The organism is Flavobacterium sp. N1994, from assembly GCF_025947145.1.
Classification (GTDB): domain Bacteria; phylum Bacteroidota; class Bacteroidia; order Flavobacteriales; family Flavobacteriaceae; genus Flavobacterium.
The window spans coordinates 1,535,925-1,555,340 of sequence record NZ_CP109999.1 but is presented as its reverse complement, the minus strand read 5'-3'; the positions used below and the strand labels follow the sequence as shown (position 1 = coordinate 1,555,340).

Genomic DNA, 19,416 nt, shown 5'->3' with positions numbered 1-19,416 from the left:
CAAATTGTTGCCTATTTCATTATATTTCTTTTATAGCTTGAAATATTTATTTCCCTTCATAATTCTTATTATTTTTTAAAAAAAAATAAATTTGATTTGTAAAATGTATTCAAATACGATAACCAATGCCATCCTTAAACTCAATAAAAAAATATCTTCTATTCCTTTTTCTTATATCATTTACTTTTTCAGTAAATGGTCAGGTTGTAATTAATGAGTTAATGGTACGACCCCCAGGAACGGTTAACACCCCTCCAAATGGGCTGATTTATAATAGCAGTCAGGAATATATAGAGCTTTATAATAGCGGTTGTTTGCCAATAAATGTTTCTGGTTATTTTATAGCCATGAAACAAACCATCGGGACTATAAATACTGGTGGAACAATAAGAATTCCAAATGTTGCCGCAGCTATAATTCCCTCAGGAGGGCATATAGTTTTAGCTTCTGCAAATCCTGCTGGTGCAGCTGTTGGGAATGTAGATATTCCTTTAGCAGCAGCGGATTATTGTTTTTATAATGGAAATTTTGTTCTTGCAAATACGGATGGATGGTGTGCACTTTATAATGCGGCAGGTGTTGCAATTGATTGCGTTTATTGGTCCTCTAGTGCTGCTAATCTTACATCCAATACTTCTGATTATAATACAGGTCCACTATGTTTGCCTACAGGAAGCCCTGCTGTTACTTTACAAACCCCTTTTCAATTAAATACTTCAAATCCATCGATTATAAAATATGGAGGAGCAAATCCTGCTGCTGGTAGTCCTTTGAGTAGACAACAAGATGGCTCAAGTACTTGGGTTCAAAATTTAGCTACTTCAATTAATTCGATTTCTGCAACGGGTCATTGTAATGGTGGTACTTGTGTTACTCCGTCATTACCTGCAGCCCCTGTTGTCACAACTCCAATTAATTATTGTCAAGGCGCCACTGCTTCAGCTCTTTCTGCAACTGCATTAACGGGAGGTACTTTAAATTGGTATGGGACGAATGCAACTGGAGGTACTGCTAGTGCTACTGCACCAACACCTTCTACTACTACAGTAGGGCCTACTACTTATTATGTTAGTCAAACGATAGGCGGATGTGAAAGCCTTAGATCCGCTATTGTTGTGAACGTCAATGCCTCATCTAGTAGTGTTGTTAGTTGTGGGATTCCAACAACTACCTCTGTAACTTTTAATTGGACGGCAGCAACAGGAGCAACAGGATATACTATTTCATACCAAGTTAATGCGTTAACACCAGTAAACGTTGGCGCAGTTGCGAATACACCAACCTCATATACCGTTGGTTCATTGAATTCTGGTGATAGTGTAACTATTACGGTTACACCAACCGGTGCAGCCCCTACTTGTTTTACTTCAACCACTTTTTCTTGTGCTACACTTGTTAATAATGCCTGTGGTGCTTGTGCAACTCCAACTTGCCCTATAGTTGGTGTGTCTAGTTATGCCAACTTGAATTTTTCAGCTGGGTCTTGTAATACTTGGACACCTCAAGCCACAAATACGACACTTACTAATTATTATTTGGCAACCTCTGATGCTTCCGGTTTTCTTGGAATAGCTCAACAAGCTACTAGTTCTCCGGGTTTATGTATAGTGCGTTCTGCCGTTATTAGACCTTTGGCAACCTCTTGTAATGTAGCTTCTTCTATTTCTCCTTCTGCTACCAATGCGAATAGTGTTGCGTCTGGATTTAATCCTGAATGGTATGGATTGACACCTAATACACAATACATAGTTGTTGAAACCGTAGTTTTGAGTGCCACTTGTTCATTAACTTCATTATGTACAAACTATTATGGATGTACAACCCCTGCAACTCCTACAGCTAGTGTAACTGTTCAGCCAACTTGTTCTACTCCTACAGGTACTATAGTTGTTTCAGCACCAGTTGGAGCTGGAAATTTATATAGTATTGATGGTGTTACCTATCAAGCTAGTACCACATTCACCGGATTATCGCCTAATAACTATACTGTTACTGTTAAGAAAACACCAACAGGCTGTGTCTCAGGCGGAACAATACTAACTGTAAATGCTGTCCCAACTATTACTGCGCCAACCGCTAGTGCTACAGTTCAACCCACATGTACTACACCTACAGGAACAATAGTTGTAACCGCTCCAACGGGAGCCAATCTTGAATATAGTGTTAATGGTGTCACATATCAATCTAGTACAACCTTCACAGGATTGGCACCCAATAATTATAATGTAACAGTTAGAAATACCTCTAATGGTTGCGTTTCAACGGCAACTGTTGTTACTATTAATGCTGTTCCGACTATTGCAACACCAACTGCTAGCGCGACAGTACAACCATCGTGTGCCACGCCAACAGGAACCATAGTGGTTACAGCACCAACAGGGGCAAATTTGGAATATAGCGTTAATGGGACTACCTACCAAGCCAGTGCAACCTTTACAGGATTAACACCCAATAATTATAATGTTACTGTTAGAAATACTATAAACGGTTGTGTTTCAACAGCCACAATTGTTGCTATAAATGCTGTGCCAACTATTGCTGTTCCCACAGCTAGTGCAACTGTGCAGCCAACATGTGCTATACCCACAGGAACTATTGTTGTAACAGCTCCAACAGGAGCCAATCTGGAATATAGTGTTAATGGAACTACCTACCAAACTAGTGTAACTTTTACAGGATTAGCAACAAACAATTATAATGTTACAGTTAGGAATACTACTAATGGATGTGTTTCAGCCGCAACAATAGTTACTATAAATGCCGTACCTACCATTGCCGCTCCTTCTGCCAGCGCTACTGTACAACCAACATGTACCACTCCAACAGGGACTATAGTTGTTTCAGCACCTACAGGGGCAAATTATCAATACAGCATCAATGGGGTTACTTATCAAGCTAGTATCACTTTTACTGGATTGGCACCCAATACTTATAATGTAACCGTTAGAAATACTACCAATAGTTGTGCTTCTATCCCAACTATAGTTACTATAAATGCTATCCCAACCATTGCAACACCAACGGCTAGTGCTACAGTTCAACCAACATGTACCACGCCAACTGGAACTATAGTAGTTACAGCTCCAACGGGAGCCAACTTAGAATATAGTATTAATGGAACTACTTACCAAACTAGTACGACTTTTACAGGATTAACTCCAAATAATTATAATGTTACGGTTAGAAATACCACTAATGGTTGTGTTTCAACAGCTACGATTGTTGCTATAAATGCTATCCCAACCATTGCAACACCTACTGCTAGTGCTACCGTTCAACCTACTTGTACCACCCCAACAGGAACTATAGTGGTTTCAGCACCAACAGGAGCCAATTTAGAATATAGTGTTAATGGAACTACCTACCAAACTAGTACCACTTTTACAGGATTAACTCCAAATAATTATAATGTTACGGTTAGAAATACGACTAATGGCTGTGTTTCAACAGCTACGATTGTTACTGTAAATGCTATACCAACCCTTGCTACTCCAACGGCTAGTGTTACTGTTCAGCCGACTTGTACTACACCAACCGGAACTATAGTTGTCACTGCTCCAACGGGTGCGAATTTAGAATATAGTGTTAATGGAACTACCTACCAGACTAGTACAACCTTTATAGGATTAACTCCAAATAATTATAATGTTACGGTTAGAAATACTAGTAATGGTTGTGTTTCTTTAGCGACTCCTTTAACGGTTAATCCAATTCCAAGTGTTGCAGTGCCTACAGTAACTACTCAACAACCCGATTGTACTGTATTAACTGGAGCCATTCAAGTTACTTCCCCTTTAGGGACTACTTTAGAATATAGTAACAATGGAGTATCCTTTCAATTGACAACAGGATTTTTAAATTTATCTCCTAACAATTATGTGGTTACCGTTAGAAATACTATAAATGGTTGCACCAGTTCTACAGCGCCTATTATAATTGCCAATAGTGTTAATGATGTTGTTGTAAATCCAAACCCTCTTCCATTACAGGATTGCGATCCTAATAATGATGGTTTTGTAACTTTTGATTTAACACAGATTATCAATAGTATTACTGGAGGTAATCCAAATTACACTGTTACTTTTCATGAAACACCAGACGATGCCTTAATCAATGGAACCACTATTCCGAATCCTTTGATTTACGACAACATAAATCCATTTGTTCAAACTATTTATGTTAGAGTTGATTCCAATACAACAACGTGTTATCAAATAGTACCCCTTCAATTAATAGTCAACAAGACTCCAGTTCCGACCCAACCAACGCCATATGCATTGTGTGATTACACCGGAGCCGTTGGCTTTGAGACTTTTGATTTAACCACAAAAATTAATGAGATATTGGGTAGTATTAACCCGGCATTAACAAGCGTAAGTTTCTACACAAGTCAACCGGATGCTGATGCAGGAACCAATGCTATCACTAGTATTTCTAGTTATGTGAATGCTAGTCCAAACACCCAAACGCTTTATGTTCGAGTGGAGACTATCGCTACGGGATGCTATGATGTAGTAACCTTGCAATTAGTAGTGAATCCGATACCGAATTCACTTCAGCCGAACTACCCACAGTATTCTCTTTGTGATGTTGACCAAAGTAATATCGGCTTTGAGACCTTTGATTTAGGCAGTAAGATCAATGATATTTTATTAGGACAAACCGGAATGACGGTTAGGTTTTATATCAGTTTAGGAGATGCTCAGAATGGGACTAATGAAATTACCAACTTACTGTATCAAAACCAGATACAGTATGTTCAAACCTTAGGGATAAGCATTACCAATAATGCCACAGGATGTTCTGTTATCTCTACGATGGATATTAGAGTAGAGCCTTTACCAAGTTTAATTCCACCTACACAGCCTTACACACTTTGCGATGATGATCAAGATGGGTTTACTACTTTTGATTTAACGAGTTTGTTACCAGGATTGTTAAATTCGATTACTACTTATACAGTGAGTTTCCATGAAACGCCACAAGATGCTGCTAGTAATGGTACTACGATTCCTAATCCGGCGCAGTATATTAATATCAATCCGTTTGTTCAGATTATTTATGCCAGAGCGGAAGATAATTTAACCCACTGCGTTAGTGTTATTCCCATAGAGTTGGATGTTAATCCGAGTCCAAAAACGCCAGTATCTTTAGTTGATATTACAGTATGTGATACGGATAACAATCCACAAGATGCAAGTACAAGAGTTGATTTAACCCAATTAACCGCTAGTGTTCTATCACAACAACCTTTGCCAGCTACAGCCTATAGTGTAACGTATTACACCAGCTTAGCTATAGCCCAAGTAGGAACCGCACCGATTATACCAGACACGAACTATGTTGGCAGTAATGGTCAGACGATATGGGTTAGAGTAGAGAACAATGTGACCCATTGTTATAATATAGGCACCTTCTTGTTGCATATTAATACTCCACTGTTGCTTACTACTCCCACTCCGCTTAGTTTGTGTGATGATGATGCTAATCCAAACAATCAATACCATACTTTTGATTTAACGGTAAAAAATGCTCAAATCACCCAAGGATTATTAGGATATACCGTAACGTATTATCCAAGTTTACTAGAAGCACAAACCCATACTAATCCAATTACTACACCAACAGCGTATCAAAATGACCTATTACATCCAGCGGTACAAACCTTGGGAGTAGTGGTTAGTAGTCCAGCACCGGCGAATTGTGAAAGTATCACGACCTTGGATATTAGAGTCTTACCAATTCCAACTCCAAATACCAATCCAGCGGCTTTGGCACCAAAATGTGATGATAATAATCCGGGGGATATGCTAGAGTATTTTGATTTAACGGTTAATGAAAGCTACATTAGAAATAATGACCCGAACTTAAGTTTCCATTACTTCCCAACACAAGCAGATGCAGAAAATAATATTGTAGCCAACGAAATACTAACCCCAACCAACGCTTTAGTGGGGACTAATGTTTGGATACGAGTAGAGAACACCAGAGTGGACTATCAAGGGAATCACTGTTATGTACTGGTTGAACAAGCTTTGAAAGTGAATCCACTGCCAACGGTAGTACAACCATTAGCTCCTTATAGAGTATGTGATAATGATACCGATGGATTAGCCCCATTTGATTTGACTAACCCATTGTTAGCCCCACAGATACTAGGAGCAGCACAAGCTACTACAGACTTTACGATAAGCTACTACTTAACAGCAGCAGGCGCTAATCCACTGACTAATACAGGACAACTACCGCTAGTATCTCCGTATACTAATGTTACTGCCAATTCACAAAACATCTACATTAGAGTAGTAAACAATACCACAGGATGTACTAATACAGGAGTACTTACTTTAGCCGTAGAACAATATGCTACCGCTACAGGGCCACAAACTTTTGCAGAATGTGATAATTATAATGACCCTTATGATGGTATCCACCAAATTGACTTGACTCAATATGCTACGGCTATCCTTAATGGACAAAGCCCAACGGTATTCTTAGTAAGTTATTATACTAGTTTGGCAGACGCTACAGCAGGGACAAATGCCTTAACACTAGCCCAAGCTCAAGCCTATCAAACCGATCCAGATACCGATACAATATGGGTTAAGGTAGAGAACAGCAGTAATACCATTACGCCTTTATGTTATGCTATTACCACTATTGATATCACCGTGGAGCGTTATCCTAATCCTATTATCGTAACGGATAATGGTGTGAATACGATTTGTGTTAACTTTGATACCAACGCAGTAGTAAGACCATTAACACTAGATAGTGGTATTGCTAATCCCGGGAATTATACTTTTGAATGGTTTGAGGATGCAGCCACTACTCCGATAACAGGGGCAACAGGACCAACGTATACGGTGAACACTTCATCGGCAACGGGAGCTACTAGAAATTATACGGTGCATGTTACTAGTAATAGTGCACTGGCTTGTGATACTACCTCGGCCTCGTTTGCGGTGATACAATCAGGGCAAGCTTCTATTCCGACTGGAACTATTGGGTATACAGTAACTAATGCCTTTACTGAACAACAAATTATTACGGTACTTATTCAAGGATATGGAACGTATGAATACAGTTTGGATGATGGACCAAGACAGGCGAGCACTATTTTTGACAGTGTTTCGTTAGGAACCCATGTGATCCATGTTTGGGACACTGAAGGCGGCATCGCTTATAGTTGTGAGGAGCTTATAATAGAAGATGTACAAATCATTGATTACCCACATTACTTTACTCCGAATGGTGATGGCATACACGATACTTGGAATATTGTTGGATTAGGTGGACAACCGGATGCGAGGATTTACATCTTTGATCGCTATGGCAAGTTGTTGAAACAAATTAGTTCTGCCGGAAATGGCTGGGATGGAACTTACAATGGACATCTCTTACCATCGGATGATTACTGGTTTAGTGTTGATTATATTGAGAACGCTAGTGCCAAACAATTTAAAGCACACTTTAGCCTTAAGCGATAGTTAAAAATCCCCTTCAGAGATGAGGGGGATTTTTTTGAGTTGTGAATGGTGAATGATGAATGATGAATTGGGGTTGTGGGTTGTAGGTTGAGAATTACTAATTACAAATTTATTTCTATAAATTGTTACTAAGCACAAAAAAACCGAAACAACTGTTTCGGTTCTCTTTTTAAGATTAAGCTTTCACTTTTCTTACGGGTTTTTTTCTTTCGCTTTTTCTAACACCACCAGCCATTTCATATTCGCTGCTGTTAGTGCCATACTTAGAAGCTACCCCGTTTAACATTCTCTCATTCCAATCTTTAAGACTTTCAATACGTGCCAAAGCGGTATTATATAAGTCATCAATAGTACTCAAGGTAGTGTTGTAAAGTTCAACAGCATCTTTGGTTTTTCCAACCTCAGCCTCGTAGTTTTCAATGGTTAAACCATTGCCTAGATCTAAAGCAGCATTTATACTTTTAACAGCTGCTAATCGTGTACGACCTTTATCTAAATCGCGAACACGAACTAATTTTTTTCTGGCCATTTTAATTTGAATTAATAATTAAACATTAAATTTTTCACACAACACCACTAAATCAAATTATGTGCCAAAATTGTTTTTATGGAACTATTTAATAAAAATTTAACATTAATAGTGTGTAAATCTTGGAATATATCTAAATATTTTGTTTTTTAAATAGCGCATAGGGTGTTGCTTACTCTGTATCAAGTGTTGTTTATTGTGTATCGAGTGCAGGGTTCTCTGCATTGAGTGTTGCTTACTATGTATCGAGTACAGCCTTCTCTGCATTGAGTGCAGGGTTCTCTGCATTGAGTGTTGCTTACTATGTATCGAGTACAGCCTTCTCTGCATTGAGTGCAGGGTTCTCTGCATAGAGTGTTGCTTACTATGAATCGAGTACAGCCTTCTCTTCGTCGAGTTTGGCTTACTCTTGGTAAAGTTTACTAATTTGACCCGTGAAATATAAATTCATATCAATTTCTTAACAAGGGGTACAGTCTTATTTTTACACCATTCACTTTTCTAAAAAACTTTACTTTACTTTAATGTTTTATTAAGTGATTTATATCAATTTTGTACCCGATTTTGTTTTTTAGCTTTGGTTTTTTTTAATAAAATTATTTTAACAGCATTAGAGTAGGGTCGCTAAATTCTTAACTGTTTTATATAGAATTTGGGATAAGTAGTACAACGTAAGCGTTTACAAAGAATTAATCGTAGAAAAACTTTTTTTTTATATATTTTAATGTATTTTTACGCTCCCTAAATCTGTTTTTAAAAAATAATGACTTGAAAGACAGTAGTTTTTCAACTCATTTTTTTTGATTGTATAATTGCGTTTATTTACCAAAAAGAGATATATTTCAAGATAATTAATACCAATAGATTTATGAACATTTTTACACCGTCTACATTTCAATTTAGTAGTTATTCTTTTACCCGTTTCGCGACGAGTTTAGCGTTTTTATTTGTTTTGCTGTTTAGCGGAGGAATGAATGCCCAGAGTAATGCGAATTACACTCCTGCTACCAACGCGACTGCTTCTTTAACAGATATGTCAACTGGTACTACGGAATTGTCATTAGCAAGTGCTGCTATCCCAAATACAGTTTATCACGATGATGATGCTACGCCGGTGACTACTTTTTCATCCACTACGCCATTTGTATTTCACTTCATGGGAGTGCCTTACACACAGTTTAGTGTCAATTCAAATGGTCAAATGAGATTAGGAGGTACAACAGTTGGAGGAACAGCCATCACAGCAGCACAAGCGGGGCCTATATTAGCGCCACTAAGTGGAGATAATGCTATTCAAACCGATGGTAAAGTCCGTTACAAAATTACAGGTTCAGCGCCAAACAGAATTGCTATAATTGAATGGACTAGTTTTAGAGTACCATTCTCCTCTACTGCGGGAACTGGTAGCAATATGCAAGTTAGACTTTATGAGGCAACTGGAGCAGTGGAATATGTTTATGGTATTATGTATGCTAATGCTGCAACATCTAGAACGGTGGCATGGTCCTCAGGAACAACTGCTACTACAAGTGCCTGGATAGCTACAATAGGAGGTACTCCGACTAATACTTACTCAACAGCTTGGACAACCACTAGTTTTGGTGGAACAGCCAGTATGACTAATTTAAATGGTGCTAGTAACGGTTCTAGAAGAATTTTCAGTTGGACACCGTCAGTAACACCAACGGTACCAACTACACTTACTTTTACATCAGTGGCTAGTACCTCAATGACATTGAATTGGGTAGATGCTTCTACTAACGAATATAATTTTGCTGTATATAATTCATCAGACGGTGGTACTACATGGAATTATGTAGGTAATACAGCATCTACTACAACCGCTGCAACTGGTGGCGCGTATACCTTCGCTGCTACAGGTTTAGCAACAGCAACTTCGTACCAATGGCGTGTTTATGCCGTAGGTGAAGGTAAATATAGTACTGCTTTGAGTGGCACAAAAGGAACACCAGTAACTTATACGTCAGTAGCTAATGCTGATTGGAATACAGCCAGCACGTGGAGTCCAGCAGCTGTTCCTACTGCGGGAGATGTTGTAATCATAAATACTAACGTTACTGCTTCATCAACACCAACTAATCAAGTTGGATCCATCACAGTAAACAATGGTTTTACCTTAACATTGAATGGAAATTATACAAACCCAAGTGGTAGTAGCATCACGGTAAATAGTGGAGGCACGCTGGCTTTAGGAGCTGCTTTGACTAATACAGGAACTACAACAGTTAGTGGTACGCTTCAAATAAATCAAGGAGGTTCTGTTACAGGAACAGCTGTTGCTTACGGTGGTACAACTACACTAACCTATGCTGGAACAAGTACCCAAACAGCAACTGCCATTGAGTTTCCCGCAGCAAGTGGTCCAACAAATTTGACAGTAAATAATTCAGGAGGTTTCAGATTGCCATTTTCGAGAACTGTTGCAGGAAATGTTACGGTGACTAGTGGGGATGTACAAAATTTATCTGGAACGGCGGTTACTTTAACCATGACAGGAACAAGTGCTACCTTAGCTGTAGGAGGATCTATAACAGGTACCAATGTAGGATCTGGTAATGATATAAATTTGACTTATGCAGGTACAGGTACCTTGACGGTAAACGGAGCAGGTTCTTTATGTAGATTTTTAAATGTTACCATTCCAACAGCTACCACACTGGCAATTGCAAGAGGGCTTGAAGTTATGTTTGGAACATTTGCTATCAATGGTAACGCTACATTACAAATAAACGCAGGCGGATATGTTAGTACAACATCGCCTACTTACTCGTCAACATCAGCATTGATTTATAATACAGCAAGTACTTCTGGTTCACCTTATACCGTTGGAACGGAATGGATTGGTTCTTCAGCAACCGCAGGAGTTGGAATACCGAATAACGTAACTATACAAGGAAACACCTTTATTACGATGCCAAGCGGTAATCGTGGTGCTGCTGGTTTTTTGAATGTCAATTCAGGTTCGGGTATTACGTTAAATGCTTCAACAGGAGACTTAAGTATAGGAGGGAACTTTACACAAAACGGTACGTTAACTCATAATGGAAGAGCTATCAATTTCTTTGGTACTTCTGCTACTACACAAACTATTTCAGGTTCGGGTTTAAATACAGCAGGTGCTACCAACTGTTTTGCCTATTTCCTTAACAATACAACGGGTACTGGTGGTGTTACTATAGGTACCAATGTTACTGTTTATTCTACTGCTGGTGATGTATTCCAATTATTAAATGCAGGGCCTATAAAAATAGGTGCTTTTACCCTTACCCTTGATGGGAATGGTGGAAATATTTTAACATCGGGAGCGGCGAGAGTAATTGATTTTACCTCGGCGAGTGGTATTTTATTATTAAAAGGCTCATCGGCAACAACTCTTAAAACAGTGACCTCTGTAAGTAGTGGTTCCTTGAGTATTACTTCCTCTACTCCAGGTGGTCAGGTACAAGTGCAGTCGGGTGGTTTTGATTGTGGGTCTTCTTTGACTACTATAGGTAGTGGTGCTTTCTTAACAATTAATACGGGTGGTTATGTTGTGAATAATTCTCCAACTTATGCTACTGGTTCTACACTGTCTTTTAGAACGGGTGCCGGTTATGTTGTAGGTAGTGGTGATAAAACATGGGGAATAGGAACTAGCGGTGTTGGAGTGCCGGATAAAGTGGAGGTGAACACGGCTAGTACTAGTGTAAGTATTACTGAAGATAGAACGGCACGTAGTTCTGTTACTGTTACTTCGGGTACATTAACTAATAATTCAAAAACTTTAAATATAGCTACTACTGTTACTACTGGAGCCACTGCTTTGAATATAAATGGAGGGACAGTTACGAATGGTGGTGGTACTATAAATATTGGAGTTGCCAATGGAGGTAATCAAGCCTTATCATTAACCTCGGGAGCACTAACTATTAGTTCTGGAACTGTAAATCTTAATGGAAATGTAGTTAATTCGGGAGGAACACTTACTATGAGTGGTGGTAATTTTACAATCGACCCTAATAGCGGTACACTAGCAACAAGTGTTGCATCAGGAACAATCGTATTTAGTATTACTGGTGGAACGCAAGCCGTTACAGGAGGTACGATTACTTTTGTTGATCCACCAAGTGCCGGTGCTGCATTGACATTGGGGTATTCGATAACAACAACAAACCAATCATGGGTAGGAAATACCATAGTGGTTGGTGGTAGCTCTGGAACAAATGCTACTACGGCTACGGTTGGTTTTGCCTTTGATAGTTATATTGGATCTGGTCGTTTACAACTAGGAGCAGTAACAGTTGCTGGTGGTAATACTACAGACAGGTATATGAGCGGACCTGCAAGTACTGCAGACGAAGTGCTCATAGGTGGTACTTTAACAATAAATTCTGGTTCTGAATTACGTATTGGCTCTTCAGATGAATTTAACTTTGCCGGAAATATTGTAAATAATGGTACATTAACTTCATTAAACACCTCAACTACGGCTGCCTCTTCAGCTATTAATTTTGAAAAACAAAGTGGTGCGACCTCTAACACCGTTGCACAAACAGTGAGTGGTACAGGTACATTTAGGAATTCAACTACATCATCTACTGCAAAATTCTCTTCTATTACTTTTGATAACACAGCATCAGGTGCTGCAGTTACATTTAGTATAGGTGATGTTACTGTAAGTTCAGCAACAAATTTTGTAAATGGTATTGTAGATATAGGAAACAACAACAGTTTTACTTATGTAGGTACTGGTGTTGTTGTAAACAGAACCAATGGTTACGTATTAATACAAGGTACTGGGCAAATGAAAAAAGATTTTGCTACCGGTGCTTCTTCTTTTACTTTTCACGTCGGAGAAAATACTGGGACTACAGAATACTCTCCTTTTACATTGTCATTTTCAGCGAACTCAACAGCTAGAACTATAGGAGTTCGTCCTGTGGATGCTATTCATCCTTCTATGGACGATGTAGATGTACAAACCGATTATATCTCAAGATACTGGCAATTGAGCAACAGTGCTGCTGGCACGTATACTTACACTGCTACAGCTACCTATTTACCAGCTGATATTAATGGTACAGAAGGCAATATCAAAATGAATTTGTGGACTGGAACTTCCCCTTGGACACTATTGACTAGTTCGGCAGCATCCAATGTGCTTACGATTACTAGTGGTGTTACGAATGTTTCAGCCCCATTAGGTGCTACGGCAGACTTTACGGGTAGAGTAAAAGGGTCAACGACTTATACTTGGAACCAAACTGGTTCTGCTGTTTATTCTTTGGATACCAACTGGACTCCGGCAAGAACAACACCAGCCGCTAATGATATTTTGGTTTTTGACGGAGCTATTACGCCATCACCAACCGTTACAGGTTTTGCTTCTCAGACAATTTCAAAATTATTATTAACCAATAGCGTTAATTTAAATTTACAACCAACCGCTACTGCTACTTTAACTATAGCAGGAGGAACAGGAACTGATTTGGATATCCCATCAGGGTCTACTTTAAATTTAAGCGGTGGTGCTTCGGTAGGTTTAGCCTTTACAGGTACTACTACTAGTAGTATTGCTGGTACTTTAACGTTTTCTTCTACTGCAGGAACTCCTACTTTAGATTTGACTAACAATATAGCAACCGTAACTGGAACTATTAACTTGTCTTCAACAACCAATGCTACTATAACCACTACAAGTACTACATTATTGATGAATGCAGGTTCTTTTATGAATCTTACTAATGGAACCACCATTATTCCTTTGGCTACTTGGGATACTGCTTCTACTATTGTATTGTCTGGATCTGGAAGTTCTTTTACAAATGCTAATCAAAGTTATGGTAATTTTACCTATAATTCTTCTGTAAATGCCTCAACTGTATCGTTCTTTACAACAACTACCACAGGAGTTATTAAAGGAAATGCAAATATACAGGCTACTGGTACAGGAAGATTCCGTTTCCTTACTACTGGAACATTAGCCATAAACGGAAATGTGAATGTTAGTAATGCTGCTGTTGTTGATTTTATTAATGCAGCGGCGACCTTAACTGTAACAGGAAACGTAAATGTGAGCAATACAGCTGTTCTTAATTTTGCTAACGGAGCTGGTACGATTAGTATTGGTGGAAGTGTTACTGCCTCAGATGCTTCGATTATTAACTTTGGTTCTGCAGCAGGTGCTAACACTACTACAATTGCTGGAAACGTAAATCTTAATTCTTCGGCTACTTCGGTTTTATCTTTAGCATCAGGTTCTACTCAAGTGGTAAGTGTTGCTGGGAATTTTACCCAAACAGCAGGTACCTTCTCTATGGGAACAGGAACAGGAGCTGGAACTTTAAAAGTGGCAGGTTCGTTTACTGCGATTGCTTTAAATAATCCTGGTACAGGAACGGCTAATTTAATTGAGTTTAATGGAACTACGAGTCAGGCGGTTTCTCCGGGAGCCTCTATAAGTGGGGTAATTAACTTTAAAGTATCTAACCCATCGGGTATTGCTGTAACAGGTACTTTACCTTTGAATAATGGAACTACCTTTACTGCTGCTTCTAGTGGAACGGCTGTAACATCTGGGACGGTTACTTATGGTACAACAACAACATTAGCTTATGTAACAGCCGTTGGTGCACAAACTACTGGTAATGAGTTTCCTGCAACAAGTGGGCCGGTTAATGTTACTATTAATAATACTAATGCTACACCTAATGTTTCTTTAAGCGGTTCAAGAACTGTAACCGGTACATTGACTATTACGGCTGGTAGAATTCTTTTAGGAAGCAATGATTTAACTTCAACCGGAACACAATCTATTACTACACCAAGTACTACTAAAATGATTGTGACAGATGGTAGTGGTTTATATAAAAGAAGTATAGCTTCAGGAACAGGGACTTACCTTTTTCCTATAGGAGAAAATACAGGTACTATTCAATATTCACAAGTAACTTTACAATTTACAGCAAACTCTGTAGCACGTATTGTAGGTGCGAAAGTAATAGATGCTGTTAGTACTAATATGAATACCCCTTCTACACCAACTAATTATTTAAGTCGTTATTGGACTTTCTCTGAGAATGGTGCTGGAGGTACTTATAATTATTATATTAATCCGGCTGTTGCTATTACAGGAGCAGAGGATGAGAACGGAACAGCTTCTTTGATTAAAGCCGCTTATTGGAATGGTTCTACTTGGACGCTTTCTGCCAATACTTATACTAGTGGTAGTTTAGTGTCTGCCGTTGCAGGTGTATCAGAAACTGCTGCGCCACTTGGAAGTGTAGAATGGACAGGACGCGATAATCCTCCAGTATCCTATGCTTGGGTTGGTTTTACTGATGGTTCATGGAATACAAGTACAAACTGGAGTCCAAATGGTATACCAGGTTCATCTGACAGCGTAACCTTAGCTAATGGTAGTACAGGAGCTGCGGCTAATTTGAGTTTAACTACTGCAGTAACTGTTAATAACCTTACCTTTAATGGTACTGGTAATTTCTTTACCGTTGGTGCTTCACCAGCAGCTATTACTGTGTTAGGAAATGTTACTTATACGGCAGGTACAGGTACGTGGAATGCTACTAGTACTTTTAGTTTATCATCTGCTTCTTCACAAACGATACCAGCCTTTAATTATGGTAATTTAAACGGTACAGGAGGAGCCCGTGTTTGGACTGCTGGAACTACTGGTATAGCAGGAACCTTTACTACGGGTGCTGGCGCTTATACCGCTACTTCGGGAAGTACCGTTGATTATACTGGTTCAGGGTCACAAACTATTGCCTCAACAAAATACTATGATTTAACTAATAGTGGTAATGGCGCTAGAACTTTGACAACAGGAACTATAGATGTTGCGAATTCCTATACACCAAGTACTGCTACTACTACACCAGGTACTTCAAATATATTTAACTTTAGTAGTGCAGGAGCTCAAACCATACCGGCTTCATCTTATGCTAATATTACTAATACGGGTAATGGGAATAGAACCTTGGCCAGTTCAGGTACTATTACTATTGCTGGAACAACATTTACGCCAGGATCAGGCACTTATACTGTTACAGGAAGTACAGTAGCGTTAACCTCTACAACAGGATTTAATCTTACTTTACCAACTGTAAGCAGTGGTAATAGTTTTAACGTATTAACTATTAATGGTGCAGGTGGTACTTATACTTTACCATACTCTGCTACCACACAAAACTTGGCTACTACTTTAAACATTCAAGCAGGTACATTTGTTACGAATCCTGCTTCAAATACAACTGCTTTGGTCAATAATATTGCAGTTGGTACTGTTAACTTTAGTGGAGGTACTATAGATGATAAATCTACAGGTGCAGTGGTTACTACTACCAATCTTTTAATTAGTACTGCTTGGAATCAAACGGGAGGTTTAGCTACTGTTACAGGAGCTGGATTAGCGAAACTAATCTTTACTGGAGGAGGAGCTACTACATTTACAGGATTAACTCCAAGCACTAATATAATATATTATGGTTTACAGGTATCCAATACTACCACGTTAACCCTTGCCTCTAATTTAGCGATAAATGGTATAACAGGTGGAACACCAATTCTTGTAGATGCTGGTTCTACACTTAATGCTAGTTCATTTGTTTTATCGACTACTAGTACAACCAATACATTTTCAATAAACGGGACCTTTAAAACTTCTAATTTAATTGGATTTACAGGGTCAACGACTACAGCATTCAACACTACTACTAACACTCCTACGGTTACTTTAGGAACAGCTTCAACGGTTGAATATACTGCTGCTAGTACACAAGTAGTAACAAACCGAACCGATTATGCTAATCTTACCTTAACAGGAGGGTCTAAAACCATTGGTTCAACAGCATTAACACTTTCTAAAACGTTGACTATTAATGCCGGCGCTACTTATAATGGTGCAGCTAATCCTGCATTGACTATTGGAGGGGATTTCCTTAATAGTGGTACCTTCACACAGGGAACAGGCTTGTTAACTTTTAACGGCACAACCTCTCAATCGGTTGGTGGATCTACCGAAAGCACGTTTAACAATGTTACCGTTAGTGGAGCTGCAGGTGGATTATCATTAGGTAAAAGCCAAACGATTAATGGTACACTTACTTTATCGGCTTCTTCTGGAGGTAATGTTGATTTGAATGGAAGTAATAATATAACGTTAGGAGCAACAGCAACTGTAACTGGAGAAACTTGTTCAAGACAATTTATTAATACTGGTTCGCCTACACAAGGGAATGGTTATATTCAAACGACCCGTACTTTTGTTTCGGGTACTAATTACTTAGGCATTGCTATTACTACTGCAACTTCATTGGGAAGTACTAACATAAAACGATTTGTTCAAAAAACAGTTGCTACACCAAGTGGTACCAATACTATTAAACGTGTATATAGTGTAACTCCTACCACTGCTGCTACAGGCAATGTAACCTTAACTTCATCGTATTGTGATGGAGAACTTAATGGGAACACTGAGTCTCCGGTTTTAATTACTTATTATGGTACTGGTACTAATGAAACAACAGGATATAGTAATGTTTATGCTACTGCTTCTAATGATGCTACTGCCAACACAGTAACTACTGGGACAATAGGTTCTTTGATAGCAGGACAAAATAATATTACATTGGCTAATGCTGGTCCGGATGCTTATTACACCGTTCAAAATGGTAACTGGAATACAGCTGCCACATGGGCATTAGGTGCAGTTCCTCCAACCACCGCCGATGTAACTGTAAAACATACGGTTGCTGTAGTTGCTGATGCTACTGCGAATTCAGTTAAGATTAATGCAAGTAATTCGGTAACAGTGACTTCAGGATTTGATTTAAATGTTGCAAATGCTATTGTAAATAATGGAACATTAACAATAGAAAACAATGCTAATTTATTGCAAACTAATAATGTTGCCAATACAGGTACTGGTTCAACAATAGTAAAAAGAAACTCAGCTGCAATAAAACGTTTGGATTATACTTTATGGTCTTCACCAGTTACTGGTCAAGAGTTGTATGCTTTTTCACCGTTTACTTTTGCTAATCGTTTTTACACTTATAATCCAAGTAACGATTTGTATACTGCTTATTCAGGATTTGCTATTACAGGATTGAATGCCGATAATGTGAACGGAACAGATGGTAATCATGCGTTGTTCTCTACAGGAACAAGTTATTTAATTAGAGCTCCATGGGATCATCCTACTGCTCCGACTGTTTGGACAGGAATTTTTACGGGAGTACCTAATAACGGAACAGTAACACTTTCTAGTTTGACTAGTGGTAAGTTTTATGCTGTTGGAAATCCTTATCCATCTACTATTAGTGCGGATCAATTTATTGCTGATAATAGTATTGGAAATAATCCATTGACACCAGGAGACGGATTGTATTTCTGGAGAAAAACCAATAATTCTTCGGCTTCTTCTTATGCTACTTATACTACTGCAGGTGGTGTTAAATCGGGAGGAGACACTTTGAATATTGTTCCGAATGGAGTTATTCAAGTAGGACAAGGCTTTATTGTTAAAACGACTTCTACTTCTTTAGCGTTTAACAATGGTCAACGTGTTGGTAATAATGCGGATCAGTTCTTAAGAAGTGCCGCTATTGAACGTAATAGAATTTGGTTAAACTTATCTAGTTCGACGGATCTTATTAATCAGATGATGGTGGCTTATATGACAGATGCTACTCAAGGAATAGATGTTGCTATTGATGGTCGTTACTTTAATGATAATGCTACTGCTTTGAACTCGTATTTGAATAATGAAGAGTTTGCTATTCAAGGAAGAAGCTTACCATTTGATGCTTCGGATGTTGTTCCGTTAGCGTTTAAGGCTGCAGCTGATGGAAACTATACTATTACTTTAGATCATGTTGATGGTTTATTTGCAGGTGGTGGACAAACTATTTATTTGAAAGATAACTTGACTAACTCACTTTATGATTTGAGTACTGGTGGTTATACTTTTGCTACTACAGCAGGAGCTTTCAATAGTCGTTTTGAACTTGTTTACCAAACCGCTTTAGGAACTACTCATCCTACTTTTACTGCTAACAATGTAATTATCTATAGTCAAAACCATGATTTTGTAATTAACACTGGAAGTGTGATTATGTCTTCTGTAAAAGTATTTGATATTAGAGGCAGATTGTTGCTAGAGAAAAAAGGCATTAACTCTAACCAAACAGTATTCAATGGAGGAGAAGCGAATCAAGTTCTTATGGTTCAAATTACTTCTGAGAATGGTGAAGTAGTTAACAAGAAAGTGATTAGATAATTACGAATTACGAATTGTCAATTACGAATTGACAATTACTACTGAATGATAATTGAAATCCCCGCTAGCGATAGCGGGGATTTTTTTGTTTTATTACT

General features: G+C 38.5%; 3 protein-coding genes. 2 read left to right on the top strand and 1 reads right to left on the bottom strand.

The window, feature by feature from the left end; translation table 11 throughout:
- Nucleotides 1–221: 221 nt before the first annotated feature.
- Nucleotides 222–7,490, top strand: a complete 7,269-nt coding sequence (locus OLM53_RS06965; protein WP_264522313.1) for a T9SS type B sorting domain-containing protein — start codon at nucleotides 222–224, stop codon at nucleotides 7,488–7,490.
- A gap of 175 nt (nucleotides 7,491–7,665) precedes the next feature.
- Here OLM53_RS06965 and OLM53_RS06960 read toward each other — a convergent pair whose 3' ends face one another.
- Entirely contained in the window at nucleotides 7,666–8,019 is a 354-nt protein-coding gene (locus tag OLM53_RS06960; RefSeq protein ID WP_264522312.1) for a hypothetical protein, read from the bottom strand.
- Between the two features lie 868 nt (nucleotides 8,020–8,887).
- Here OLM53_RS06960 and OLM53_RS06955 point away from each other — a divergent pair.
- Complete coding sequence (locus OLM53_RS06955; protein WP_264522311.1) at nucleotides 8,888–19,318, top strand: T9SS sorting signal type C domain-containing protein; 10,431 nt, start codon at nucleotides 8,888–8,890, stop codon at nucleotides 19,316–19,318.
- Nucleotides 19,319–19,416 lie beyond the last annotated feature (98 nt).